The organism is Metallibacterium sp. (genome assembly GCF_054637675.1).
Genome location: NZ_JBTSRB010000035.1, coordinates 1 through 20,805, shown reverse-complemented (window position 1 = coordinate 20,805; position 20,805 = coordinate 1). Strand labels below are relative to the sequence as shown.

The window sequence follows — 20,805 nt, the reverse complement described above, 5'->3', positions numbered from 1 at the left end:
GCGACGCTCAGGCCGATACCGCCAGGCGCTCGCTGGCGTACAGCCAGCGCGCCAGCAGCCAGGCGAGCAGGGCGGCGAGGCTGGTGCCGATCAGGCACGCGGCCAGCTCGCGGGCGCCGAGGGCTTCGCCGCGCACCAGGTCCATGATGCCGAGCTGCTGGCCGAGCAGCGGCACGGCGTACATCCACAACTGCGCGCGCAGTGGCACCACCGCCAGCAGCAGTGACGGGATCACCGGCAGCAGCATGAGGATCGACAGATACGTCTGCGCCTCGCGGTAGCTTTTGGCGAATGCCGCCACCAGCGTCTGCAACGCGCCCAGCAGTACCGTCAGCGGCAGCATCAGCAGCAGCACGAAGGCGGCGAAGCGCGGGCCGAGGTCGAGCACCACGTCGAGTTTTTCCACCGGCAGGAAACGCCCGACCACGGCGAAGGCGATGATGCTCAGCGTCAGGCTGATCAGCGCGAAGCTGACGGTGGCGGCGAGCTTGCCGCTGAGGATGGTGCCGCGGCTGACCGGGTTGACCAGCAGCGGCTCCAGCGACTGCCGCTCGCGCTCGCCAGCGGTGGTGTCGATGGCCAGATACATGCCGCCGAGAAATACGGTGAGCACGAAGAAATACGGCAGGATGGAAAACATCAGCGCGCTGCGCGACTGTGGCGTGGCCAGGTCGCGGTCCTCGGCCACCACCGGGCGCAGCAGCAGCGGCGACACGCCGCGCACCAGCAGGCGCTGCGCGGCGGTGAGCCCGGCGTAGCCCTGCAGCATTTTCTTCAGCCGCGTCACCGGGGTGCGGCTGTCCTGGCGCGCCGAGTCGTAGTACAGCTCGACGCCAGCGGGCTGACCGGCGCGCCACGCCTTGTCGTAGTCGCGCGGGATCACCAGCACCACCTTGGCCTGGTGCGCGCGGATCGCGGCGGCGGCGTTGTTCGGCGCGGGTTTGAGCACCATGCCCTGCGCTTCCAGCGCGTGGATGAGATTGGGTGCGTAGGCGGCGCCGATCACCGGCACCGGCAGCGGTTTTTCGGCATCGGCCAACTGCTGCTGCAGGGTGAAGCTGAAAATCAGCCCGAACAGGATCGGCCCCAGCAGCGGCCCGGTGATCAGCGCGTTGAGCACGGTGCGCTTGTCGCGCAGGTTCTCGCGCACTTCCTTGAGGTACACCGTCCACGCGGCGCGCAGGCAGCGCGCGAAGTTCGGGCGCAGGCTCATGCCGCGAGGCCCTCGCCGCTGCCGATCAGGCTGACGAAGGCATCCTCGAGCGTGTCGGCGCCGGTGCGCGCGCGAAGCTCATCGGCGCTGCCCTCGGCGATCACGCGCCCGCGCGCGATCACGATGATGCGGTCACACAAGGCCGCGATCTCCTGCATGATGTGGCTGGAAAACAACACGCAGCGACCCTCGCCGCGCAGCCGGCGCAGGAACTCGCGCAGCGCGCGCGTGGCCATCACGTCGAGGCCGTTGCCGGGTTCGTCCAGGATCAGATTGTGCGGCTCATGCACCAGCGCGCGCGCCAGCGCCACCTTGACGCGCTGGCCTTGCGAGAAACCCTCGCTGCGGCGCTCGGCGATGTCCTGCATCTCCAGCAGCGCGATCATCGCGTCCACGCGCGTGCGCAACGCCGCGCCAGAAAGGCCGTGCAGGCGCGCGAAGTAGCTGATGTTCTCGCGCGCGCTCAGGCGCTTGTACACACCGCGCGCGTCCGGCAGCACGCCGAGGTGCTGGCGCGCGGCCAGCGCATCGTGTATCGCGTCGATGCCATCGACGCGGATGCTGCCGCTGTCCGGACGCATCAGCGTGTACAGCATGCGCAGTGTGGTGGTCTTGCCGGCGCCGTTGGGGCCGAGCAGACCGGTGATCTCGCCGTCGCGCGCCATGAAACTGACGCCGTCCACCGCCTGCACCTTGCCGAACGCCTTGCGCAAGTCCTGCACCTCGATCATGGCGCGGCTCCGTTGTAGTCGAGGAAGGGCGCGGTGGGCTTGAGTTGCGCCAGGCAGCTCGCATCGAGTTTTCGCGGCTCGGGCTTCTCGATGAAACGCTTGACCAGACGCGGCATGCAGCCGGCGCCGATCACGTTGTGGCCCTGACCGGCCGCGATCAGCATGCGCGCATCGCCGAGGCCCTTGAGCACTTCCGTGCCGTAGCGCGGCGGCGTGACCGGATCGAACTGGCCTTCGAGGATCAGCGTCGGGATGGCGCTTATGAGTGGTGTGTGGAAATCGGCGGGCACCGCGCCGTGCGGCCAGATCGTGCACTGCGCCTTGAGTTGGCGGATGTAGGCATCGCCCAGCAGGGTGGCCGCCTCGGCCGGCGTGGCGTGCAACCATGGCACATCCTCGCTGCACACCACCGACAACTGCATGCCGTCGTTGAGGCTGTGCTGCAGGCTGCTGCTGATGAAACGACTCTGCGCCAGCAGTGGCCCATAGTGGCCTTCGCTGGCGGCGTGCAGGGTCAGCGGCAGCAGCGCCGCGGTTAGCGGCGAATACGCGTACAGGCGCACCAAGCCAACCAGTGCATCGGCGGTCATGGCTTCCTGTTTGGGTTTGAAATCGCCGGGCGCGCGGAAATTCACCTCGGGCGTGTTCCTGGCAAGGTTTTTCTTCAACGTCAGCAGCGTGGTCCACGGATCGCCGAAGGCTTTGCGGCACGCGGGCTCATTCGTGCACAGCGCGAAATCATCGCGCAGCGCGTCATCCAGATTGCGCCCGAAGTCCTGACCCAGAATCAGTTGATTGGGCACCACGCTATCCAGCACCACGCTGCGCACGGCATCCGGATGGCGCATGACGAACTGCTGCGCCACGCGCGTGCCGTAGGACACGCCGACCAGATCGAATTCGGGATCACCCAGCGCATGACGCAGCGCATCCAGATCCTGCACCGCCGCCGTGGTGGTGAAATCGGCCGGATTCAGCCCGCGCTTGCGCAGCGCCGCCAGACAAGCGCGGGTTTGCGTTTCCACCTCGGCCATGCGCGCGGCGCTGCTGGCCGCGGCCGGCTGCGCGTGGCGGGTTTTCGCGGCGTGCAGCGCGGCAGCCTTGGCCTCGGGTTTGGGCGCGGCATGCGGGCAGGTCAGCGGCGCCGAGCCGCCGGTGCCGCGCTGATCCAGCAGGATCACGTTGCGATGCGCGAGCACGTCGTCCAGCGCCGGCGCGATTTCGGGCCAGGTGTCGATGGCCGATTGCCCCGGGCCGCCGGCGATATACAGCACCGGATCGGGTGCCGGCTGCGCCGCGCGCGAACGGATAAGCGCCAGGCGCAGCACCAGTTTGCGGCCGCCCGGCCTGGCCCAGTTCTCGGGCACGTTGAACGGCGCGCACCACGCCGCGGTCGCCAAGCCACTCTGCGGCTGGCGCAGCGTGCAGGGTTTGAACTCGAGTTGCCCGAGGCGGTATTGCATCGGCACCGCGGCGGCCACGGTCGGCGTGCGCGCGTGCCGCCACAGCCATTGGCCGCCGAAAAAAACGATCAGAACCAGTGCCAGCAGAACCAGACGTGTGCTGCGCTTCATGCTGCGACGGATCCATGGCTGCGGCGAGGATGCGCGAGCCTAGCCGCATGCCGCCCACACTGACAACCGCGCGTGCGCATCCGTGATTCGCCGTTTGGCAAGGTTGCCTTGTCCCGCGTGATCGCTGCCGCGCGTTATGGGTGAACGCCCGCTCCCAGCTTCGCGCTCTGGTCTGGGTGGTGGAACAGCAGCACCGCCAGCACCGAGGACAGGGCCAGCAGCGCCAGCAGCGCGAACGCCGCCTGATAGTGTCCGCTCAGGCCGACCAGCCAGCCGGTGAGCACCGGCGCGATGAAACCGGCCAGCGCGAAGAAGGTGTCCATCACGCCCAGCGCGGTGCCCGAGCGCGCGCGCGCCACGTCCACGTTGACCGCGTAAAAACAGGCGTTGCTGCTCATGCCGAGGCCGACCGCGAGGGTGATGAACACCAGCGCCACGCCCAGATCGTGCACGAAGATCACCGGCAGGATGCACAGCCCGGCCAGCAGTTGCGTCACCCAGATCACATGCGAGCGCGCCACGCGCAGGCTGCCGGTGCGGCGCAGCAGCCAGTCCGACAGATAGCCCGTGCCCCACAGCATCAGCGCCGCGGTCAACCACGGCAGTACCGAGAACCAGCCCACCGCGCCCAGCTTCAGCGCGTAAGTCTGCTGCAGGTAACTGGGCAGCCAGGTCATGAAGAAAAACAGGAAATAGCCGAACACGAAAAACGCCCAGTCGTTGGCCAGCAGCGTCGGATTGCGCAGCAGGAACTTCCACAACCCGCGCGTCTTGCGCCGCGCCGCATGGCGCGCGTCGGCGGCGTGATCCGGCTCGGGCGCGACGCCGTCGCGGATATGCGCCAGCTCGGCGGCATTCACATGCGTGCTGTGCTCGGGGAAATCGCGGAACAGCCACCACCACAGTGGCAGCCACAGCAGGCTGAGCAGCATCAGCACGATGAACATGCCGCGCCACGACAGGTGCAGGATCAGTTGCGTGACGATCGGCGCGCCGATGGCCAGCGCCAGCGGCACCGCCACCAGCGCGTTGCCCAGCGCGATCGCGCGTTCGCGGCTGGACAGCCAGTCGGCCACGGCGCGGTTCATCGCTGGAAAGTTGGGGCCTTCGGCCACGCCCAGCAGCACGCGCGCCACCACCAGCATGGCGAAGCCCACGGCGAAGCCGGTCATGCCGATCGCCAGCGACCACAGCAGCGCCGCCCAGAACAGCGTCACGCGCGCGCCGTGGCGGTCGGCGAGAATGCCGCCGAGAAACGTGGTGAACATGTAGCCCAGGCTGAACGCGGCGAGGATGAAACCGTTGAGCAGGGCGGTGTCGTGCGCGCCGAAATGCAGATCGCGCGCGATAGCGCCGATGGCATAGGCAATCGCCGAGCGATCGATGTAGTTGATCGCGGTGATGAAGAAAATCAGCGCCACCACCAGCCAGCGGAACCGCGTCGCGCGCATGTCGAATGCTCCGGATGTTGCGATTTAAGACTTTGCGGATCGGCGCAAGTTCGCGCAAAGCTGGCGATCAGTCGGCGCCGGCCTTACCAATCGGTAATTGGCCGCAAAGCTTGCGGCGTGGTGCGTGCTCGCATGATCGGGTCTCGCCAATACATGCGGAGAACGAACATGCAGGTCACCCAGGAGCGCAACACTCTCGCGCCGCGATCGTTGTGGCTGGCGGTCGCGCTGGCGCTGGCACTCGGGCTGGTGGGATTCGTCCCGGCCGCGCATGCGGATGCCAGCGAAGCGGCCGAAATCTCGGCTGTGGCCAAGGCGCGCATCACGCCGATCGAGGCAGTGAGACTGGCCGAAAAACACGGTGGCGGCCGCGCCTACGGCATGGGTCTGGAAGTGACCGGACTCGGCACTTGGTACGAGGTGCAGATGAACGTGAAGGGGCGGCCCATGGTCGCGCGCATCGATCCACACTCGGGCGCCTTGCTCGGTATCGAGCCCGCCAAGGGCGACGACAAGAACGGTGCGCGCACGCTGGACGGGCGCAAGATCGATCTGACGCAAGCGATTCGCGCCGCCGAGGCGCATGCGCACGGCCGCGCGCTGGAAGCCGGCCCTGAAGGCACCGGCGCCACCGCGCATTACGATGTCGATGTGGTCGGCGCCGGCGGCAAGGTGCGGCATCTCAGCGTCAATGCCGATAGTGGCGCGGTGGGCGTCGCGCCCAGGAGCGAATGGGACTGAGCGTGTCATGCCGCGGTGGTGGTTCGCTGCCGCGCACGCCGACGTGGCATTCGCGGCGCGTAGCGGCGATGCTATGACCCTGCGGTGGCCAACTGTGTGTCACCGCGGCCGCGCCGAGATGCGGCTACGCGCGTCCACCGCGCACTATCAGGGTGTTGAAAAACGCCCTGATGGTGCGAGACACGGAGGTCTCGCTCGGGGATCGAACACGCAATTGTTTGATCCGCGTGGAACGAGTCCGGACATGCGCCGGACTCGTGACGACGAGGAAGTGCAGGAAAGCACTTCCTCGACAAACTGCTACTCCGGCCGCCACGGCCACTCACCGCGAGGGCAAGCGCCATGCGCATTCTGGTGATCGAAGACGACAACGAGACCGCGGCCTACATCCTGCGCGGGCTCAGCGAGCACGGCCACGCCGTCGAGCGCGCGCCGACCGGGCGCGACGGCCTGTTTCTGGCCACCGACGGCAGTTACGACCTGATCGTGCTGGACCGCATGCTGCCCGGCATGGACGGCATGACCCTGCTCAAGACCCTGCGCGCCGCCGATGTGCGCACGCCGGTGCTGATGCTCACCGCGCTGGGCGAGGTCGATCAGCGCGTCGAGGGGCTGGAGGCCGGCGCCGACGATTATCTGGGCAAGCCGTTCGTGTTCACCGAGTTGCTGGCGCGCGTGCAGGCGCTGGGCCGGCGCCCGCCGCTGCAGGAGCAGGTGGCCTTGCTGCAAGTGGCCGATCTGGAAATGGACTTGCTCAAGCGTGAAGTACGCCGCGCCGGCAAGCTCATCGAGCTGCAGCCGCGCGAGTTCCGCCTGCTCGAATACCTGCTGCGCCATGCCGGCGAGGTGGTCACGCGCACCATGCTGCTAGAGCAGGTCTGGGACTTCCATTTCGATCCGCAAACCAGCGTGGTCGAGACCCATATCAGCCGCTTGCGCGCCAAGATCGATCGCGCGCACGGGCAGGGGCGCGAGCTGCTGTACACCGTGCGCGGCGCCGGATACTGCCTGCGTGCGCCTGCCTGAGCTGCTGCGCACCGCGGCGTTTCGCCTGGCGCTGTGGCAAGGCCTGCTGTTCCTGCTGGTGGCGGCGGTGCTGGCCGGCATCGTCGGCTGGCAGGTGCATATGTTTGGACGCGATCAACTGCGCGCCGCGATCCGCGCCGACACGCAGCGCCTGCTCGAAGAACGCGACGAACCCGACCGCGGCGGTCTGCGCGATGAGATCGCCGAGCGCCTGCGCGCCGGCGGCACCGAGCACACGCTGATCGCGCTGCTGGATGCGCACGGCAAGCGACTTACCGGCAACCTGCCCGCGTCGATCGACTTGTTCGGGCTTGCACCCGGCTGGCACACGGTCGACATGCCGCGCGGCTACTACGCAGACGACGGCGATGACGCCAGTGCCGCGCTGTGGCTGCAACGCCTGCCCGATGGCAGCATGCTGGTGGTCGGGCGCGATCGCACCGGCCTGAACCAGCTCGACGAAACCCTGGCGGGTGCCTTCGCGATCGCCAGTGGCGCGGCGTTGCTGCTGGCGCTGATCGGAGGGCTGTTGCTCGGGCGCAGTTATCTGCGGCGCGTGCGTGTGGTCGGCGCCAGCGCGCAGCGCATCATGGATGGCGATCTGGCCGCGCGCATTCCCGCGCGCGCGCAGGGTGGCGACGAGTTCGATCTGCTGGCGCGCCAGCTCAACGCCATGCTGGCGCGCATCCAGAGCCTGATGGAAAGCATGCGCCAGGTATCCAATGACATCGCGCACGATTTGCGCACGCCGCTGACGCATTTGCGCCAGCGCATGGAAACCGCGGCGCGCGCCACCGATGCACAGGCGCTGCGCGCGGCGCTGGCGCAGGGGCAGCACGACATCGACCAGGTACTGTCGACATTTTCCGCGATGCTGTCGATCGCGCGCATCGAGGCGCGCGAGCGCCGCGCCGGATTTGGCGTGGTCGATCTGAGTGTGTTGCTGAGCGATCTGGCCGCCGACTACGCGCCGGTGGCCGAGGAACGCGGCCAGCGTCTGGCCACGCGCATCGCCGCGGGCATCGCAGTACTGGGCGATCGCCGTCTGCTGCAGCAATTGTTCGCCAATCTGATCGAGAACGCGATGACGCACAGTCCCGCGCACACCGAAATCGTGCTGAACCTGACCTCCGGTGGCGAGCGTGATTTTCTCGCCGTGGTGGCCGATCGCGGCCCCGGCATTCCGGCGGCCGAGCGCACGGCGGTATTCAAGCGCTTTTATCGCCTCGATCGCTCGCGCGCCACGCCCGGCAGCGGCCTCGGCCTGGCGCTGGTGCAGGCCATCGCCGAGCTGCACGGTTTCTGCTGCGCCATCGAGGACAACGCGCCCGGCGCGCGCGTGCTGGTGCGCGGCGCGCGCCCCGCGAAACAGCACGCGACGGAAACGCCATGATCGACGCGCTCGCGCACTTCGTGCTGGCGCACGCGCATTGGGCGCCGCTGCTGCTGGCGCTGGTGGCCTTCGCGGAAGCGCTGGTGCTGATCGGCACCTTCGTGCCCGGTTCGGCCACGCTGGTGGCGGTGGGCGCGGCGGCCGGCGCCCTGCACCTGCCGCTGTTGCCGCTGCTGCTGGGGGCGGTGGTCGGCGCGGTCGCCGGCGACACGCTCTCGTTCTTCCTCGGTCGCCGTTACGGGCCGCGCCTGTTGTCCTCGCCGCGGCTGGACAAGCGTCGTATCTGGATCGCGCGCGGCGAGAAAGCGCTGTCGCGCTGGGGCGATCTGGCGGTGTTCGCCGGGCGCCTGCTGCCGCCGACGCGCGCGCTGATGCCAGCGCTGGCCGGCAGCTCGATGCTGCCGTGGTGGCGGTTTCTCATCGCCGACGTGCTGGCGGCGCTGGCGTGGGCGGCGTTGCATCTGGGCGCGGCGGCTTTCATCACGCACGCGCTGGTGCATGGTGGCTGGTTCAACCACTGGTGGCACGCGCATGGCTTGTGAGCGCGCACGCCACGTCGGCGCGCTGATACTGACGTTGCTGCTGGGTGGCTGCGTCAGCTACCAGCCGCGGCCGCTGGCGCAGGCACCGCACTGGGCGCCGACACCGGCGGCCATGCCTGGTCAGGCGCTGCCACAGCTCGATCTGGCGCAAGCCGCGACGCTGGCGTTGCGCGCCAATCCCGGTTATCGCGCGGCGCTGATCGATGCGCGCATCAGCACGCTGCAATTGCGCGCCGCCGGGCTGCTGCCCGATCCGCAATTCAGCGCCAGCGTCGATCATCCCGCCACGCCGGGCTACAGCCGCGCCTGGGGGCTGGGCTTGAGCGAGGACGTGGCATGGCTGCTGACGCGCGGCGCCACGCTGGATGCCGCGCGCGCGCGCCGCGTCGCCACCGATTTGAACCTGGCGTGGCAGGGTTGGACGCTGGCGCAGGGCACGGCCGCGGACTTCGTCGATGTGTGGAGCGCGCAACAGCGCTGCGCCTTGTTGCGGCGACAGGTGCGCACGGCGCGCACGCGCGAGGCCGCGTTCGCGCGCGCTCTCAAGCGCCGCGACGTGACCCTGGAAAGCGCCGCCGCCAGCCTGATCACGCTGTCCACCGCCGAATCGCAACTGGCCTCGGCCGAGCAGACGCGGGCCGCGGCGCAGGCGCGTCTGCATGCCGATTTGAATCTGGCTCCGACGGCGCGCTACGCATTGCTGGCGCCCACGCCGCCGCCGCTGCCGGATATGCGTCAGCTCGATGCCGCGCTGGCGGCGCTGCCGCGCACGCGTCCCGATCTACTGGCACTGGCCGCCGCCGCGCAGGCGCGCGATGCCGAGTTCCGCGCCGCGGTGCTGGCGCAGTTTCCAGCGCTCAGCGTGGGCATCACCCGCGCCTCCGACACCAGCCGCGTGCACAGCAGCGGTTTCGGCGTCAGCCTCAGTTTGCCGATCTTCGGCGGCGCGCAGGCGCGCGCACGCATCGCCGAGGCCACGCGCGATCGCGCGGCGGTCGAATATCAGGCGCGGCTGGATGCCGCTGACCGCGGCGCGCGCGCGCTCGATGCGCAGTTGCGCCTGGTCGCCGCGCAGCGCGCGCAGTTGCTGACGCGTCTGCCGCCGCTGCGCGCGCTGGCGGCGCACGCCGATCGCGCGTTCGCCGCCGGCAACCTCAGCGGCACGGCCTGGGCCAGCGTGCAGCAAAGCCTGACCGCGCGCGAGCTGGAATTGCTCGATCTCGAAGCCACCCTGGCCAAGGGTCAGGTGGCGCTGGCCGCGCTGCTCGGCCACGTGCCACCCGGTGCAGCCGCCTTGTCCACGACCGCCGCGGCATCCTCGCCATGAAATACGTGTCTGCCGGCCTTGTTCTGTTCGCCTTGCTGTGGCCGTGCGCGCACGCGGCGCCAGTACCCCCCAGCGTACGGGTGCAAACCGCGTTGGCCACGCCGCGCAGCCTCGACGCACAGCTCACCGTGTACGGCAAGGTCGAGCCCGATCCCGAGCGCCTGCGCGCGCTGACCACGCTGAGCAGCGGCGAGGTGCGCAAGCTGTACGTGGGTCTGGGCCAGCGCGTGGCGGCGGGACAGCCGCTGCTGGAGCTGGCCACGGCCCCGCAGACGCGCATGGCATGGACGCAGGCGCAGGGCAGGGTGGACAGCGCGCGCATTCAATTGCAGCAGACGCAGGATTTGTTCAAGGAGCAACTGGCCACGCGCGCCGACCTGGCCAACGCGCATCAGGCCGTGAGCAATGCCGAGGCCGAGTTGGCCGCGCTGCGCGCGCAGAGTGCGCAGCACGTCACGCAGGTGCTGCGCGCGGCCGAGGCGGCCGTGGTCACGCGGCTTGATGTCGCGCCCGGCACGTTGGTGCAGCCTGGCCAGCCGCTGCTGATGCTGGGCGCCCTGGGTCACGTGTGGGTGCGTTTGGGCATCGAACCCGAGGACGTCGCGCGCATTGCCCCCGGCATGCCGGTCACACTGACGCCGGTGTTCGGCGGCGCGCCGCTGGCCGCGCGCATCGCGCAGGTGCATGCGGTGATCAACCCGGCCACGCATCTGGTCGATGCCGTGGTGCGCCTGACCGGGGACCAGGCTGCCGCGCAGATTCCCGGCAGTTGGATGCGCGGTGCGATCAGCCTGCGCGCGACGCGCGTTCTGGCGGTGCCGCGCAGCGCCGTGCTCAGCGACGCGCAGGGCAGCTACGTGTTCGTGATCGAGCGCGGGCACGCGCGGCGCGTGGCAGTGCATGCCGGACTGGAGCAAGGCGGCTGGATCGCGGTGTGGGGCGCGCTCAAACCCGGTGCGCGCGTGGTCACGGCGGGCAATTACGAACTCGTCGACGGCATGGCGGTACGCGCGGCACCCGGGGTCGCGCCATGAATGGCGGCCTGGCGGCGTGGCTGCAGCGCCACCGGCGCTCGATCCTGTTCCTGATGGGTGTGCTTGCGGCTGGCGGGCTGATCGCGGCGCTGAACATGCCGGTGTCGCTGTTTCCGGCGATCCAGTTTCCGCGTGTGCGCGTCAGCATCGACGCTGGCGATCGTCCGGCCAGCCAAATGGCGATCGAGGTCACGCGCCCGGTCGAGCAGGCGCTGCGTGGCGTGCCCGACGTGCAAGCCATCGCGTCCACCTCCAGCCGCGGCAGCACCGACATCGACCTGCGTTTTGCATGGGGCACCGACATCATGCGTTCGGCGCTGCAGGTCGAGGCCGCGCTCAATCAGGTGCTGCCGCAACTGCCCGCGGGCACGCGCTTCAACGTGCGCCCGATGGACCCGACCAAGTTTCCGGTGGTGGCCTACAGCCTCACCTCGTCCACGGCGACGCCGGTGCAGTTGCGTGCCATCGCCGAGTATCAACTGCTGCCGCTGATCTCCAGCATCCAGGGCGTGCGCGCGGTGCAGGTGCAGGGCGGCGCGCAGCCCGAATATCGCGTCAGCGTGGACCCGGCCAGGCTGGCCGCGCTGGGGCTGAGCTTGCAGGATGTCGAGAACGCGCTGTCGGCCGCCAACGTGGTGCAGGCGGTGGGCCGGCTGCAGCGCGAGGATCGCCTGTACCTGCTGCTGTCGGACACGCGCTTCAGCGGGCTCGATGCCATTCGCCACACCGTGCTGCGCACCGGCAGCGATGGCGTGGTGGAACTCGACGACGTGGCCACGGTGAGCGCCGCCACGGCGCCGCGCTGGCAGACCGAAACCGCCGATGGCAAGCCCGCGGTGCTGGTCAACGTGTACCAGCAACTCGGCGGCAACACCGTGGCCATCAGCCGCGACATCGCAAGCGCGCTGGCCAAGTTCCGCGACAAGCTGCCGGCCGATGTGCGCATCCACCAGTGGTACGACCAGAGTGGGCTGATCACCGCCTCGGCCGGCTCGGTGCGCGACGCGATCACCCTCGGCGTGCTGTTCGCCACTGCGGTGCTGTTCGTGTTTCTGCGCAACTGGAAACTCACCCTGATCGCCGCGCTGGTGGTGCCCGCGGTGCTGGCCGCCACCAGTCTGCTGCTGTACGCGCTGGGCATGAGCTTCAACATCATGACCCTGGGCGGCATGGCCGCGGCGGTGGGCCTGATCATCGACGACGTGATCGTGATGTTGGAGCACCTCGTGCGGCGCAGCGCGCAACGCGGCCACGGCACGCGGACGCTGCTGGCCGCCGCGCGCGAGTTCACCCAGCCGCTGGCGGGATCATCCACGGCGACGGTGATCATCTTCGTGCCGCTAGCGTTTCTCGGCGGCGTCAGCGGCGCCTTTTTCAAGGCGCTGTCGCTGACCATGGGCGCGAGCCTGGTGATCAGTTTTTTCTTCGCCTGGCTGGCGCTGCCGTTGCTGGCCGATCATCTGCTCGGCGCGCGCGATGCCGCGATCGAGCACGGCGGGCGCCTCACCCACGCCGTGCAGGCCGGCTATCGGCGCCTGATGACGCGTCTGCTGGCGCGGCCCGCGCTGCTGCTGATTGGCCTGCTGCCGCTGCTGGCCTTGGGCACATGGGGTTACTTCAAGGTGCCCACCGGCTTCATGCCGCAGATGCAGGAAGGCGGCTTCGTGATCGATTACCGCACGCGGCCGGGCACCTCGCTGAGCGAGAGCGATCGCCTGATCGCGCAGGTCGAGCGGATTCTGGCCACCACGCCCGGCGTCGATACCTGGTCGCGGCGCACTGGCGCGCAGCTCGGCGGCGGCATCACCGAAGCCAATGAGGGCGATTTCTTCGTGCGCCTGAAATCACCCAGCGGTCAGGCCGCGCTGATGCAGCGCATCGTCGCGCGCATCCAGGATCAGGTGCCGGGCTTCGAGATTCTCGACACGCCGCAGCCGATGCAGGATCTGATCGGCGACCTCACCGGTTCGCCGCGCCCGGTGGTGATCCGCCTGTTCGGCGATGACTGGAATCAACTGGTGGCGCTGGCGCCGAAGGTCGCCGACGCCATCGGCAAGGTGCGCGGGCTGGCCGAGGTGCAGAACGGCCTCAACATCGCCGGCGACGCGGTGGAGATCAAGGTCGATCGCATCAAGGCGGCGCTGGAGGGCATCACCCCGGCCGAGGTCACGCGCCAGTTGGATACGTATTTGTCCGGCACGGTCACCACGCGTGTGCTGCAAGGCCAGCAGGTGCTTGGCGTGCGCGTGTGGGTGGCGCCGCGCGATCGCGATTCGCTGCGCCGCATCGAGGCGCTGCGCCTGCGCGCCGCCGATGGCCACCTGCTGCCGCTGTCGCGCATCGCCACGCTCAAGCTGATCAGTGGCCAGCCGCAGATCACGCGCTACGACCTCAAGCCCATGGTCGCGGTATCGGCGCGCATCGAGGGCCGCGGTTTCGGCAACGCGCTGGGCGATGTCAAGCGCGTGCTGGCGCGGCCCGGCCTGCTGCCGCCCGGCGTGTATTACACGCTCGGCGGTTTGTACCAGCAGCAGCAGATCGCGTTCCGCGGTCTGGCCATGGTGTTCGGCGCGGCCACCGCGCTGGTGTTTCTGGCGCTGCTGTTCCTGTACGAACGTTTTCGCGTGGCGCTGGCGATCATGGCCGCGCCGCTGCTGGCCGCCAGCGCGGTGTTCTTCGGCCTGTGGATCACCGGGCAGACGCTCAACATCACTGCGCTGATGGGCCTGACCATGATCCTCGGCATCGTCACCGAGGTCGGCGTGTTTTATTTCTCCGAGCTGCAACTGTTGCGCGGCGCGGGCGTGGTTTTTGGCGAGGCACTGATCCAGGCGGGCGCCAACCGCCTGCGCCCCATCGCCATGACCACGCTGGCCGCCGCGCTGGCGTTGCTGCCGCTGGCGCTGGGCATCGGTCAGGGCTCGGCCATGCAGCAGCCGCTGGCCATCGCCATCATCGCCGGACTCGCCGTGCAAATGCCGCTGGTGCTGGTGCTGGTGCCGGTGCTGTACGCGCTGCTGGCGCGGCGCGGCGCGAACTGAGACGCATGGTGTTGCCGGGTCACGCGCGGGCAGCCCTTGACATGATGTAAGTATCCACTTACAGTAAGCCATGACTTACGCAAACGCACTGCGTTGTCTCGCCGACCCCACCCGCCGCCGCGTGTTCGAGCGCCTGCGCGAGGGTCCGCGCGCGGTGGGCGAACTGGCCGCGGGACTGCCGGTCAGCCGCCCGGCGGTGTCGCAGCACCTGAAGGCACTCAAGGATGCCGGCCTGGTGCTCGACCGCGCCGAAGGCGCGCGCCGCGTGTATTTCATCGATCCCGACGGCCTGGGCGAACTGCGCCGCTGGCTGGACCGGTTCTGGGATCAGGCCCTGGACGCGTTCAAGCACGAGGCCGAAACCCACCCGCCGCGCCGGCGTCCGGCGCACCCTACGCCGCCCAAGAGGGGGAAACCATGAACCGGGAATCCGCGCCATCCGCGTCGGCCGGCCGTGAAGCCGCGCCGCGCAGCATCCGTATCGCGCCGGTGCGCAAATCCATCGTCGTCGAAACCGGCGCCGCGCACGCCTTCACGGTGTTCACCGCCGGCATCGACCGCTGGTGGCCGCATGACAAAGGCATCGGCCCGGGGCCGATCGCGCGCTCGGTGATCGAGCCCTGCGTCGGCGGGCGCTGGTACACCCGCCACGCCGACGGCAGCGAGGTCACCGTGGGTCATGTGCGGGTGTGGGAGCCCGACGCGCGGCTGGTGGTGGGCTGGGAGATCAGCGCGCAATGGAAGCCCGACGCCCGCGTCGAACTGGCCTCGGAGGTGGAGGTGCGCTTCATTGCCGAAGGCCCCGCGCGCACGCGCGTGGAGCTGGAACACCGCGACTTCGAGCGCATGGGCAAGACCGATGGCGAAAGCATGCGTGGCCATGTCGATGGCGGCTGGCCCGGCACGCTCGAGTGTTTCGCGCGCGAGGCGGCGCGCAACGGGAGTGCGCCATGAGCGGGTACACGGTGCATACGATTCCCGTCAGCGCGTTCGGACGCGCGGTGCTGATCGCGCTGGAGGAGAAAGGCGCGCCGTATCGCCTGGTCGCGGTGGCGCCGGGCACGCTGCGCTCGCCGGAGCACACCGCGCGGCATCCGTTCGCGCGGGTGCCGGTGCTGGAGCACGACGGCTTCCGCCTGTACGAGACGCAGGCCATCCTGCGCTACCTCGACCGCGTGCTGCCGGCGCCGCCGCTGACGCCCACCGGCGCGCACGGCGCCGCGCGCATGGACCAGCTGATGGCGATCAACGACTGGTATCTGTTCCAGGGCGTGGCCAACGTGATCGGCTTCCAGCGCGTCGTCGGTCCGCGCCTGCTGGGACTGACGCCGGACGAGACCGCCATCGCCGCGGCCATGCCCAAGGCGCGCACGGTGTTCACCGAGCTGTCCGCGCTGCTGGGCCGGCAGCCGTTCTTCGCCGGCGAGGTGTTCACCCTGGCCGACGTGCTGCTGGCGCCGCAGTTCGATTTCCTCAGCGCCACGCCGGAGTGGGCGGCGCTCACCGCCGACACGCCGCGTTTGTGCGAGTGGCTCGAGCGCGTGCGCGCGCGGCCCAGCCTCGAGGCCACCACCTGGGAGCGCGTGGCGGCGCGCGCCGCCGCAGCCTGAAATCGCAGCGGAGACCGGACATGCCCGACATCCTGCACCGTCTCGAGATCGACACGCCGCGCCAACGCGTGTACGACGCGCTGACCCACGCCGAGGGCATCCGCGGCTGATGGACGCGCGATGCCGAACTGGACGCGCGCGTCGGCGGCATCGGCGAATTCCGCTTCTACCAGCACGAGCGGCTGACCCGCGTGCGCGTCGATGCGTTCGATGCGCCGGCCCGCGTGACCTGGACCGTGCTCGACTCGTTCATGCCGGGCTGGCCGGACACGCGCATCCGGTTCGATCTCGAACCGGCAGGGTCGGGCTGCATACTGGCCTTCGCGCATCGCGGCTTCGCGCACGGGGACGCGCGGTTCGCGCGGATCACCACCGACTGCGCGTACTTCCTGGTCAGCTTGAAGCGTTTCGTGGAATGCGGTCGCGGCGCGCCTGGCCCCGAAGTGGTGGACTTCGCACGCATGCTGGAGCCTTGAGTGCCCGCGGCCATGCGCGATCGCGCAGCTTTCCCGGCCAGCGCGATGCCGGCTGTCGCGAGCAGCAGCCGTCGAGGCGGCCACACGCGCGCTCGCATTGCGGAACCCATCGGCCGATCCGTATGCTGCGCAGGGCCTCTGCCGTGATATTCGAGTCGAACATGCACAATGGCCGGTTCGGACGCGGCTCACCGCGGGTTCGGCGCGTCGTGGCCGGCATCGTCCCTGTGCTGTGCCTGCTGGCGACGGCAGCGGCGTGGGCGCTGCCGTCGCGACGCCTCATGCCCGCGGTGTTTCGCGCCGATCGCGTTTACCTGGAGTGTGCAGCGACGCATGGCGGCACGCTGCGCTTCTACACCGACACTGGCGGGGCCATGGTCATCGCCGCGCCGGCTCTGGCGCGGCTCGGTTTGCAGCCGCGGACCCCCGCCGATCCGACGCTGCGCGCGCAGCTCGGGCGCGGCGCGCGCGTGATCGCCATGCAGTCGCTCGGGCTGGCAGCGCCGATTCCGCTCGCGCATGCGCCGATGGTGGCCGTGCCTGCCATGCGGCAGTTGCCGGGCTGGCCGCCGCAGGGTGACGGCATCCTCGGGCAGGCATGGTTCGCCGGACACGTGTGGACCTGGAACTATCCGGCGAAACGCCTGTGGCTCGATCCGCCGGGCTGGGCGCCGGCAGGCGCGCGCGCGGTGCCACTGGGATTTCCCGTGGACGCGCAGGGCAGGCGACTCGATGATTTTCCGCGCATCGTGGTGCGCATCGACAGAAAGCCGGTGCCGCTGCTGCTGGATACCGGCGCCGAGACCTATCTGACGCGCGCTGCGCTGGCGCAGTTGCGCGATGGTGGCCCCCCTCTGCGCGCCACGAGCATGATCATCGCCAGCCTGTTCGAGCGCTGGCATCGCGAGCACCCCGGCTGGCGGATCATCCGCCAAGCGCAGGCCGGCACGATGGCGGCGATGATCGAAGTGCCGCGTGTGCGGGTCGCCGGTCTCCGCGTCGGCCCGGTGTGGTTCACCGAGCGGCCCGACGCCAATTTCCTGAAAGTCATGTCGAGCATGACCAGCGCACCGGTGTACGGCTCTCTGGGCGGAAATGCCCTGCGCGACCTGCGCATGACCATCGACTATCCGCGCGCGCGGGCGTGGTTCATGCGCGGCCGTTGAAGGTGCAGCCGGATTCAGCAGCCGGGCTGCGGCCCGTCCGCCAGCCGCGCCCAGCGCTCGTGATCGCGCCAGCGGCCGGCGATTTTCAGATAACGCGGCGAAAAACCTTCCAGCGTGAAACCGCAGGCGCGCAGCAGCGCGCGCGAGGCCGCGTTGCCGGGCTGGATATTGGCCTCCAGCCGGTGCAGTTTTAGCGTGCCGAAGGCGTGGCGCACGGCGGCGTGCAGCGCCTCGCGCATCAAGCCCTGGCGTTCGTGTCCGGCGAACACGTAGTAGCTCAGATACGCGCTGGCGAATGCGCCGCGCACGATATTGCTGAGATTGATCACGCCGACCGGCGTGCCGCCCTCACGCAGGCATACCAGATGCGTGCAGTGATCGGGCTGCGCGGCGCGCGCCAGCCAGGCGCGAAACTGCGTCGGCGTCTGCGGTGCGCGCAGCCAGGGATGATGCAAGGCGCGGCTGTCGCGCGCGGCGGCGAGCAAGGCGCGCGCATCACTGGGTTGCAGCGCGCGCAGCACGACGCGCGTGGGCGGCATCGCGCGGCGTGGGCCTTGCACGGGTTTGGACGCAGGCTGCACATGTGCGGCAGCGGGCATCATGGGCACGCACGCGAACACGCGCGCCGGCACCGCGCGCCCGCCCACGATCAGGCGATTGCGCGCCACGCATTCCAGCGTGGCGCCAGCCTTGCGCGCCACCGCCGTGCTGGCGGCGTTGCCTTCCGCCGCCACGATCTCGATGCGCGCCAGTCGCAGCGTGTCGAAACCGAAGGTCAGCAATGCGCGCGCCGCCTGCGTGGCGATGCCTTGCCCCTCGCGCGCGTGCCGCACCCAGTAGCCGAGATTGGCGCTGCGGTGTTGCGCGTCGATGCGATTGAGCCCGGCGCCGCCCAGCAATTCGCGCCCGTCGCTGCTGAAAATGCCGAACTCGTGCGCGCTGCCCGCGCGCCGCTTCGCCGCGCAATCGGCGAACCAGGCCAGCGCCATCTGCGGCGTGTAATCGGCGCGCGGCCACGGCATCCAGCGCCCGACACTGGCCGCCGACTCGCGTACCGCCGCCGCGAAGCGCGTCGCGTCGCCATGGCGCAACGGCCGCAGCAGCAGGGTGGGCGTGGTGATCGCAATCGCGTGGGCGCGCATGGGGCGTTGGGCTTATGGCGAACGAGGCGAGCAAGACTGCGCATCCGTGCTGCCGCGCGCAAGCCTCGCCCCGTGCAGGCGCAGCGGTTGGCGTGTGGTGCGCGCGTCGTGCGGTTGCCAAAATCCGGTGCGCAAGACGAACCCCAATTGCGTAACGCACCGAGCGACGACGGAGCAACGCTGGCGTGGTGCTTGCTCCAGTTGATTAGCGTAACCACATTAATTGCATGCTGACCGAGTTCGACGCCGCGAAACGAGCCAAGACCCTGGCCGAACGCGGGTTGGATTTCGCTCATGCCGCCTAGGTTCTTGAAGGGCCGGTGCTGGAGTACGAGGACAAGCGCCACGACTACGGCGAGACGCGGTTCATCAGCATGGGGTTGCTGGATGCGCGTCTGGTTGTGCTGGTATGGACGCCGCGCGGCGAGGCCCGGCGGATCATTTCAATGAGGTATGCCAATGAACGCGAACAAGCCCGCTTCCACGAACACCTGGGTTGATCACGACGACGCGCCTGAGTGGACCGGCGCCGACTACGACCAGGCGCGCTGGAAAATCGGCGCGCGTGACGTATCGGCCGAGGAGGGCAAGACCGCCTTCAAGGTCGCGTTGCGGCGCGGCCGGCCGCCTGCGGCACAGGTCAAGCAAACCCTGACGGTGCGCTATGACGCCGAGATCATCGCGGCATTTCGCAGCACGGGCCGTGGCTGGCAAACACGCATGAACGATGCGCTGCGCGACTGGCTGAAAGCGCATCCATTGCGCTGAGCGCCTCCGTCCCTTCACACCGTCACCGCTTGGTAAAAATTGCCAAGCGGCTTAGCTTCACTGCATGGGCACCATGAATATTTCCCTGCCGGATGCGCTCAAGAGCTTCATCGATGAGCAAGTCAGCCGGCGCGGCCATGGCACCAGCAGCGAGTATGTACGTGAGTTGATACGCAAGGATCAGGACCGCCTGCAACTGCGCACGCTGCTGCTCACCGGCGCCGCTTCGCCGCCGGGCGCCGTCGCCGATGCGGATTACTTCGCAGCCTTGCGCAGTAAGTAACTGGGTCACCATTTCGCCGCCATTTAAGAGTCATTCGCTGCAACAAGAAAGCGGCTCTGGTTTGCGGGCGCCGGCCTGCGCGAGGACTGAGTGAGATCCTTGCCCTTGCGCGCATCAGCAGCGTGGCGCGCAAGCCTCGCGGCACGCAGGCTCAGCGGTCGGCGGGATGGTGCACGCCGTCGCGCGTGGGCACCGGACCGAGGTCGAACGGATCGACGCCCTCGAGGCAGCCGACGTTGTAGGCGTACTCGGATGGGTTGGAGCGGCGCTGGTGGTGCGTGTGGATGCCGCAATGCGCGCAAAAGTAGTGCCGGGCGACGCGGGTGTTGAATTGATACACGCGCAGCGCGTCGGCGCCCTGCACGGTGCGCAGCCCCGCCAACGGCACCGATGCGACGATGCTGCCGCGGCGCCGACACAGCGAGCAGTCGCAGCGACGCGGATCGACGATGCCATCCGGCAGGTCGAGCTCCAGCACCACCGCGCCGCAGTGGCACGACGCACGGTGCCGGGACAGGATGGTGGTGGGGCCGACTTGCTTGATCATGCATGGACCTTTCGCGGCATGGGCGATTTTCGTGCCAGTCAGGCCTCAACCATAATACGATTCAGCGCGCCAAGCATTTCAATGAGTCTTTGACCCTGTTTGATGCGCAGCCAGATGTTGCATGACAAGATCTGCCCCCGGCCTGCTTATTTTAGTAATAAGGGGTCAATAGTAATAAGGGGTCGGAGGAAATTAAATAATTCGCTCAGGTCGTACGGCGGCATTAGATTCACGTCAAAAGACGTTTAATTGCCTCCGCTCTCTATTCGATGGGGGGATCCCTTCCCTTGCGGATCAGTGATGATATATCCCAGCTTTCTGAACTGATATACAAAACCATTGGAACTCAGGAGACCCCTAATCGGGAGAACTGTTACCGCGACAGGGTATTTTTGTATGATTATCTCGTAATAAGCGAAGAGCCGATGTCGAAACCGTGGATTTCCGCCGCCATATTCATGAACATACGCGGCGCTGTATGTTGAATTCCAACGACAACTGCGACGACTGGTCGGCTTCAGGTACTCCATCGGGAAATATCACCAACCGCCCATGCTTTTGCCCGATAATAAATTTTTGAGTAATCATGGGCAACGCGCCCCAGGGTGGCGCGAAAACATGCAAAATGGTCCCCATCAAGTATTTTGCGTATTCGTAAAAATGCCTTTTCAAAATGACTGACATCTTGAATAAGTACTGGGTGTTTGATTCGCAACCCGTCGTGCCGGGCGATATGGATC

General features: G+C 68.5%; 22 protein-coding genes. 15 read left to right on the top strand and 7 right to left on the bottom strand.

Going from position 1 to position 20,805, the window contains the following annotated elements:
• Positions 1-7 precede the first annotated feature (7 nt).
• From ACYDAT_RS11025 to ACYDAT_RS11010, 4 genes are all read right to left on the bottom strand, one after another.
• Positions 8-1,213, bottom strand: a complete 1,206-nt coding sequence (locus ACYDAT_RS11025; RefSeq protein ID WP_461450103.1) for an ABC transporter permease — start codon at positions 1,211-1,213, stop codon at positions 8-10.
• Entirely contained in the window at positions 1,210-1,944 is a 735-nt protein-coding gene (locus ACYDAT_RS11020) for an ABC transporter ATP-binding protein (RefSeq protein ID WP_461438832.1), read from the bottom strand. Before ACYDAT_RS11020 ends, ACYDAT_RS11025 begins: the two co-directional genes overlap by 4 nt.
• Positions 1,941-3,518, bottom strand: a complete 1,578-nt coding sequence (locus ACYDAT_RS11015; protein ID WP_461450101.1) for an alpha/beta fold hydrolase — start codon at positions 3,516-3,518, stop codon at positions 1,941-1,943. The genes ACYDAT_RS11020 and ACYDAT_RS11015 overlap by 4 nt, the downstream gene beginning before the upstream one ends.
• A 134-nt stretch (positions 3,519-3,652) precedes the next feature.
• The gene (locus ACYDAT_RS11010) at positions 3,653-4,969 is read right to left on the bottom strand and encodes an MFS transporter (RefSeq protein ID WP_461450099.1); all 1,317 of its coding nucleotides are present in this window, start codon (positions 4,967-4,969) and stop codon (positions 3,653-3,655) included.
• A gap of 168 nt (positions 4,970-5,137) precedes the next feature.
• Between ACYDAT_RS11010 and ACYDAT_RS11005 the strand changes: the two genes are divergently transcribed.
• The 12 genes from ACYDAT_RS11005 (at position 5,138) to ACYDAT_RS10950 (ending at position 17,325) form a co-directional block, all read left to right on the top strand.
• The gene (locus ACYDAT_RS11005; protein WP_461441513.1) at positions 5,138-5,710 is read left to right on the top strand and encodes a PepSY domain-containing protein; all 573 of its coding nucleotides are present in this window, start codon (positions 5,138-5,140) and stop codon (positions 5,708-5,710) included.
• Between the two features lie 342 nt (positions 5,711-6,052).
• On the top strand, positions 6,053-6,736 hold the full coding sequence (locus tag ACYDAT_RS11000) for a winged helix-turn-helix domain-containing protein (protein ID WP_297904721.1): 684 nt from the start codon (positions 6,053-6,055) through the stop codon (positions 6,734-6,736).
• Positions 6,723-8,129, top strand: a complete 1,407-nt coding sequence (locus ACYDAT_RS10995; protein WP_461450097.1) for a sensor histidine kinase — start codon at positions 6,723-6,725, stop codon at positions 8,127-8,129. Before ACYDAT_RS11000 ends, ACYDAT_RS10995 begins: the two co-directional genes overlap by 14 nt.
• Positions 8,126-8,671: a DedA family protein gene (locus tag ACYDAT_RS10990; RefSeq protein WP_461441511.1), complete on the top strand. Its 546-nt coding sequence runs from the start codon at positions 8,126-8,128 to the stop codon at positions 8,669-8,671. The genes ACYDAT_RS10995 and ACYDAT_RS10990 overlap by 4 nt, the downstream gene beginning before the upstream one ends.
• Entirely contained in the window at positions 8,628-9,998 is a 1,371-nt protein-coding gene (locus tag ACYDAT_RS10985; protein WP_461450095.1) for a TolC family protein, read from the top strand. Before ACYDAT_RS10990 ends, ACYDAT_RS10985 begins: the two co-directional genes overlap by 44 nt.
• Positions 9,995-11,032 carry an efflux RND transporter periplasmic adaptor subunit gene (locus tag ACYDAT_RS10980; RefSeq protein WP_461450093.1) on the top strand — a complete coding sequence of 346 codons (1,038 nt, stop codon included), beginning with the start codon at positions 9,995-9,997 and terminating at the stop codon, positions 11,030-11,032. The genes ACYDAT_RS10985 and ACYDAT_RS10980 overlap by 4 nt, the downstream gene beginning before the upstream one ends.
• Positions 11,029-14,073, top strand: a complete 3,045-nt coding sequence (locus ACYDAT_RS10975; protein ID WP_461450091.1) for an efflux RND transporter permease subunit — start codon at positions 11,029-11,031, stop codon at positions 14,071-14,073. The genes ACYDAT_RS10980 and ACYDAT_RS10975 overlap by 4 nt, the downstream gene beginning before the upstream one ends.
• A 70-nt stretch (positions 14,074-14,143) precedes the next feature.
• On the top strand, positions 14,144-14,494 hold the full coding sequence (locus ACYDAT_RS10970; protein WP_461438841.1) for an ArsR/SmtB family transcription factor: 351 nt from the start codon (positions 14,144-14,146) through the stop codon (positions 14,492-14,494).
• Complete coding sequence (locus tag ACYDAT_RS10965; protein WP_461450089.1) at positions 14,491-15,027, top strand: SRPBCC family protein; 537 nt, start codon at positions 14,491-14,493, stop codon at positions 15,025-15,027. Before ACYDAT_RS10970 ends, ACYDAT_RS10965 begins: the two co-directional genes overlap by 4 nt.
• A complete protein-coding gene (locus ACYDAT_RS10960) occupies positions 15,024-15,683 on the top strand; it encodes a glutathione S-transferase family protein (RefSeq protein ID WP_461450088.1) in 660 nt (219 codons plus the stop codon). The genes ACYDAT_RS10965 and ACYDAT_RS10960 overlap by 4 nt, the downstream gene beginning before the upstream one ends.
• Before the next feature lie 191 nt (positions 15,684-15,874).
• Complete coding sequence (locus ACYDAT_RS10955; protein ID WP_461450086.1) at positions 15,875-16,159, top strand: SRPBCC family protein; 285 nt, start codon at positions 15,875-15,877, stop codon at positions 16,157-16,159.
• A gap of 161 nt (positions 16,160-16,320) precedes the next feature.
• Positions 16,321-17,325 carry a pepsin/retropepsin-like aspartic protease family protein gene (locus ACYDAT_RS10950; protein WP_461450084.1) on the top strand — a complete coding sequence of 335 codons (1,005 nt, stop codon included), beginning with the start codon at positions 16,321-16,323 and terminating at the stop codon, positions 17,323-17,325.
• A 14-nt stretch (positions 17,326-17,339) separates the two neighbouring features.
• Here the strand turns inward: ACYDAT_RS10950 and ACYDAT_RS10945 are convergent, their stop codons facing one another.
• Positions 17,340-18,467, bottom strand: coding sequence for a GNAT family N-acetyltransferase (locus ACYDAT_RS10945; protein WP_461450082.1), 1,128 nt, complete (start codon positions 18,465-18,467; stop codon positions 17,340-17,342).
• Between the two features lie 320 nt (positions 18,468-18,787).
• Here ACYDAT_RS10945 and ACYDAT_RS10940 point away from each other — a divergent pair, with 320 nt between their 5' ends.
• The 3 genes from ACYDAT_RS10940 to ACYDAT_RS10930 all read left to right on the top strand — a co-directional run bounded on the left by ACYDAT_RS10940 (position 18,788) and on the right by ACYDAT_RS10930 (position 19,518).
• Positions 18,788-18,967 (top strand): BrnT family toxin, encoded by a 180-nt coding sequence (locus tag ACYDAT_RS10940; protein WP_461450080.1) that lies wholly within the window; start codon positions 18,788-18,790, stop codon positions 18,965-18,967.
• Positions 18,927-19,235, top strand: a complete 309-nt coding sequence (locus ACYDAT_RS10935) for a BrnA antitoxin family protein (protein ID WP_461450078.1) — start codon at positions 18,927-18,929, stop codon at positions 19,233-19,235. Before ACYDAT_RS10940 ends, ACYDAT_RS10935 begins: the two co-directional genes overlap by 41 nt.
• A 73-nt stretch (positions 19,236-19,308) precedes the next feature.
• Positions 19,309-19,518, top strand: a complete 210-nt coding sequence (locus ACYDAT_RS10930) for a ribbon-helix-helix domain-containing protein (RefSeq protein ID WP_461450076.1) — start codon at positions 19,309-19,311, stop codon at positions 19,516-19,518.
• Between the two features lie 151 nt (positions 19,519-19,669).
• Here ACYDAT_RS10930 and ACYDAT_RS10925 read toward each other — a convergent pair whose 3' ends face one another.
• Together ACYDAT_RS10925 and ACYDAT_RS10920 are read right to left on the bottom strand one after the other, a co-directional pair.
• Positions 19,670-20,065 (bottom strand): GFA family protein, encoded by a 396-nt coding sequence (locus ACYDAT_RS10925; RefSeq protein ID WP_461450074.1) that lies wholly within the window; start codon positions 20,063-20,065, stop codon positions 19,670-19,672.
• A 517-nt stretch (positions 20,066-20,582) separates the two neighbouring features.
• Positions 20,583-20,805, bottom strand: a 223-nt coding sequence (locus ACYDAT_RS10920; protein ID WP_461450072.1) for a hypothetical protein, incomplete at its 5' end; no start/stop codon positions are given.

Excerpts from the sequence above, each read along its gene's own strand:
- ACYDAT_RS10975 (WP_461450091.1), top strand. The coding sequence starts at position 11,029 with ATGAATGGCGGCCTGGCGGCGTGGCTGCAGCGCCACCGGCGCTCGATC.
- ACYDAT_RS10980 (WP_461450093.1), top strand. The coding sequence starts at position 9,995 with ATGAAATACGTGTCTGCCGGCCTTGTTCTGTTCGCCTTGCTGTGGCCG.
- ACYDAT_RS10965 (WP_461450089.1), top strand. The coding sequence starts at position 14,491 with ATGAACCGGGAATCCGCGCCATCCGCGTCGGCCGGCCGTGAAGCCGCG.
- ACYDAT_RS11005 (WP_461441513.1), top strand. The coding sequence starts at position 5,138 with ATGCAGGTCACCCAGGAGCGCAACACTCTCGCGCCGCGATCGTTGTGG.
- ACYDAT_RS11000 (WP_297904721.1), top strand. The coding sequence starts at position 6,053 with ATGCGCATTCTGGTGATCGAAGACGACAACGAGACCGCGGCCTACATC.
- ACYDAT_RS10960 (WP_461450088.1), top strand. The coding sequence starts at position 15,024 with ATGAGCGGGTACACGGTGCATACGATTCCCGTCAGCGCGTTCGGACGC.
- ACYDAT_RS10925 (WP_461450074.1), bottom strand. The coding sequence starts at position 20,065 with ATGATCAAGCAAGTCGGCCCCACCACCATCCTGTCCCGGCACCGTGCG.
- ACYDAT_RS11010 (WP_461450099.1), bottom strand. The coding sequence starts at position 4,969 with ATGCGCGCGACGCGGTTCCGCTGGCTGGTGGTGGCGCTGATTTTCTTC.
- ACYDAT_RS10970 (WP_461438841.1), top strand. The coding sequence starts at position 14,144 with ATGACTTACGCAAACGCACTGCGTTGTCTCGCCGACCCCACCCGCCGC.
- ACYDAT_RS11015 (WP_461450101.1), bottom strand. The coding sequence starts at position 3,518 with ATGAAGCGCAGCACACGTCTGGTTCTGCTGGCACTGGTTCTGATCGTT.
- ACYDAT_RS10945 (WP_461450082.1), bottom strand. The coding sequence starts at position 18,467 with ATGCGCGCCCACGCGATTGCGATCACCACGCCCACCCTGCTGCTGCGG.
- ACYDAT_RS10990 (WP_461441511.1), top strand. The coding sequence starts at position 8,126 with ATGATCGACGCGCTCGCGCACTTCGTGCTGGCGCACGCGCATTGGGCG.
- ACYDAT_RS10985 (WP_461450095.1), top strand. The coding sequence starts at position 8,628 with ATGGTGGCTGGTTCAACCACTGGTGGCACGCGCATGGCTTGTGAGCGC.
- ACYDAT_RS11025 (WP_461450103.1), bottom strand. The coding sequence starts at position 1,213 with ATGAGCCTGCGCCCGAACTTCGCGCGCTGCCTGCGCGCCGCGTGGACG.
- ACYDAT_RS10930 (WP_461450076.1), top strand. The coding sequence starts at position 19,309 with ATGAATATTTCCCTGCCGGATGCGCTCAAGAGCTTCATCGATGAGCAA.
- ACYDAT_RS10950 (WP_461450084.1), top strand. The coding sequence starts at position 16,321 with ATGCACAATGGCCGGTTCGGACGCGGCTCACCGCGGGTTCGGCGCGTC.
- ACYDAT_RS11020 (WP_461438832.1), bottom strand. The coding sequence starts at position 1,944 with ATGATCGAGGTGCAGGACTTGCGCAAGGCGTTCGGCAAGGTGCAGGCG.
- ACYDAT_RS10935 (WP_461450078.1), top strand. The coding sequence starts at position 18,927 with ATGAACGCGAACAAGCCCGCTTCCACGAACACCTGGGTTGATCACGAC.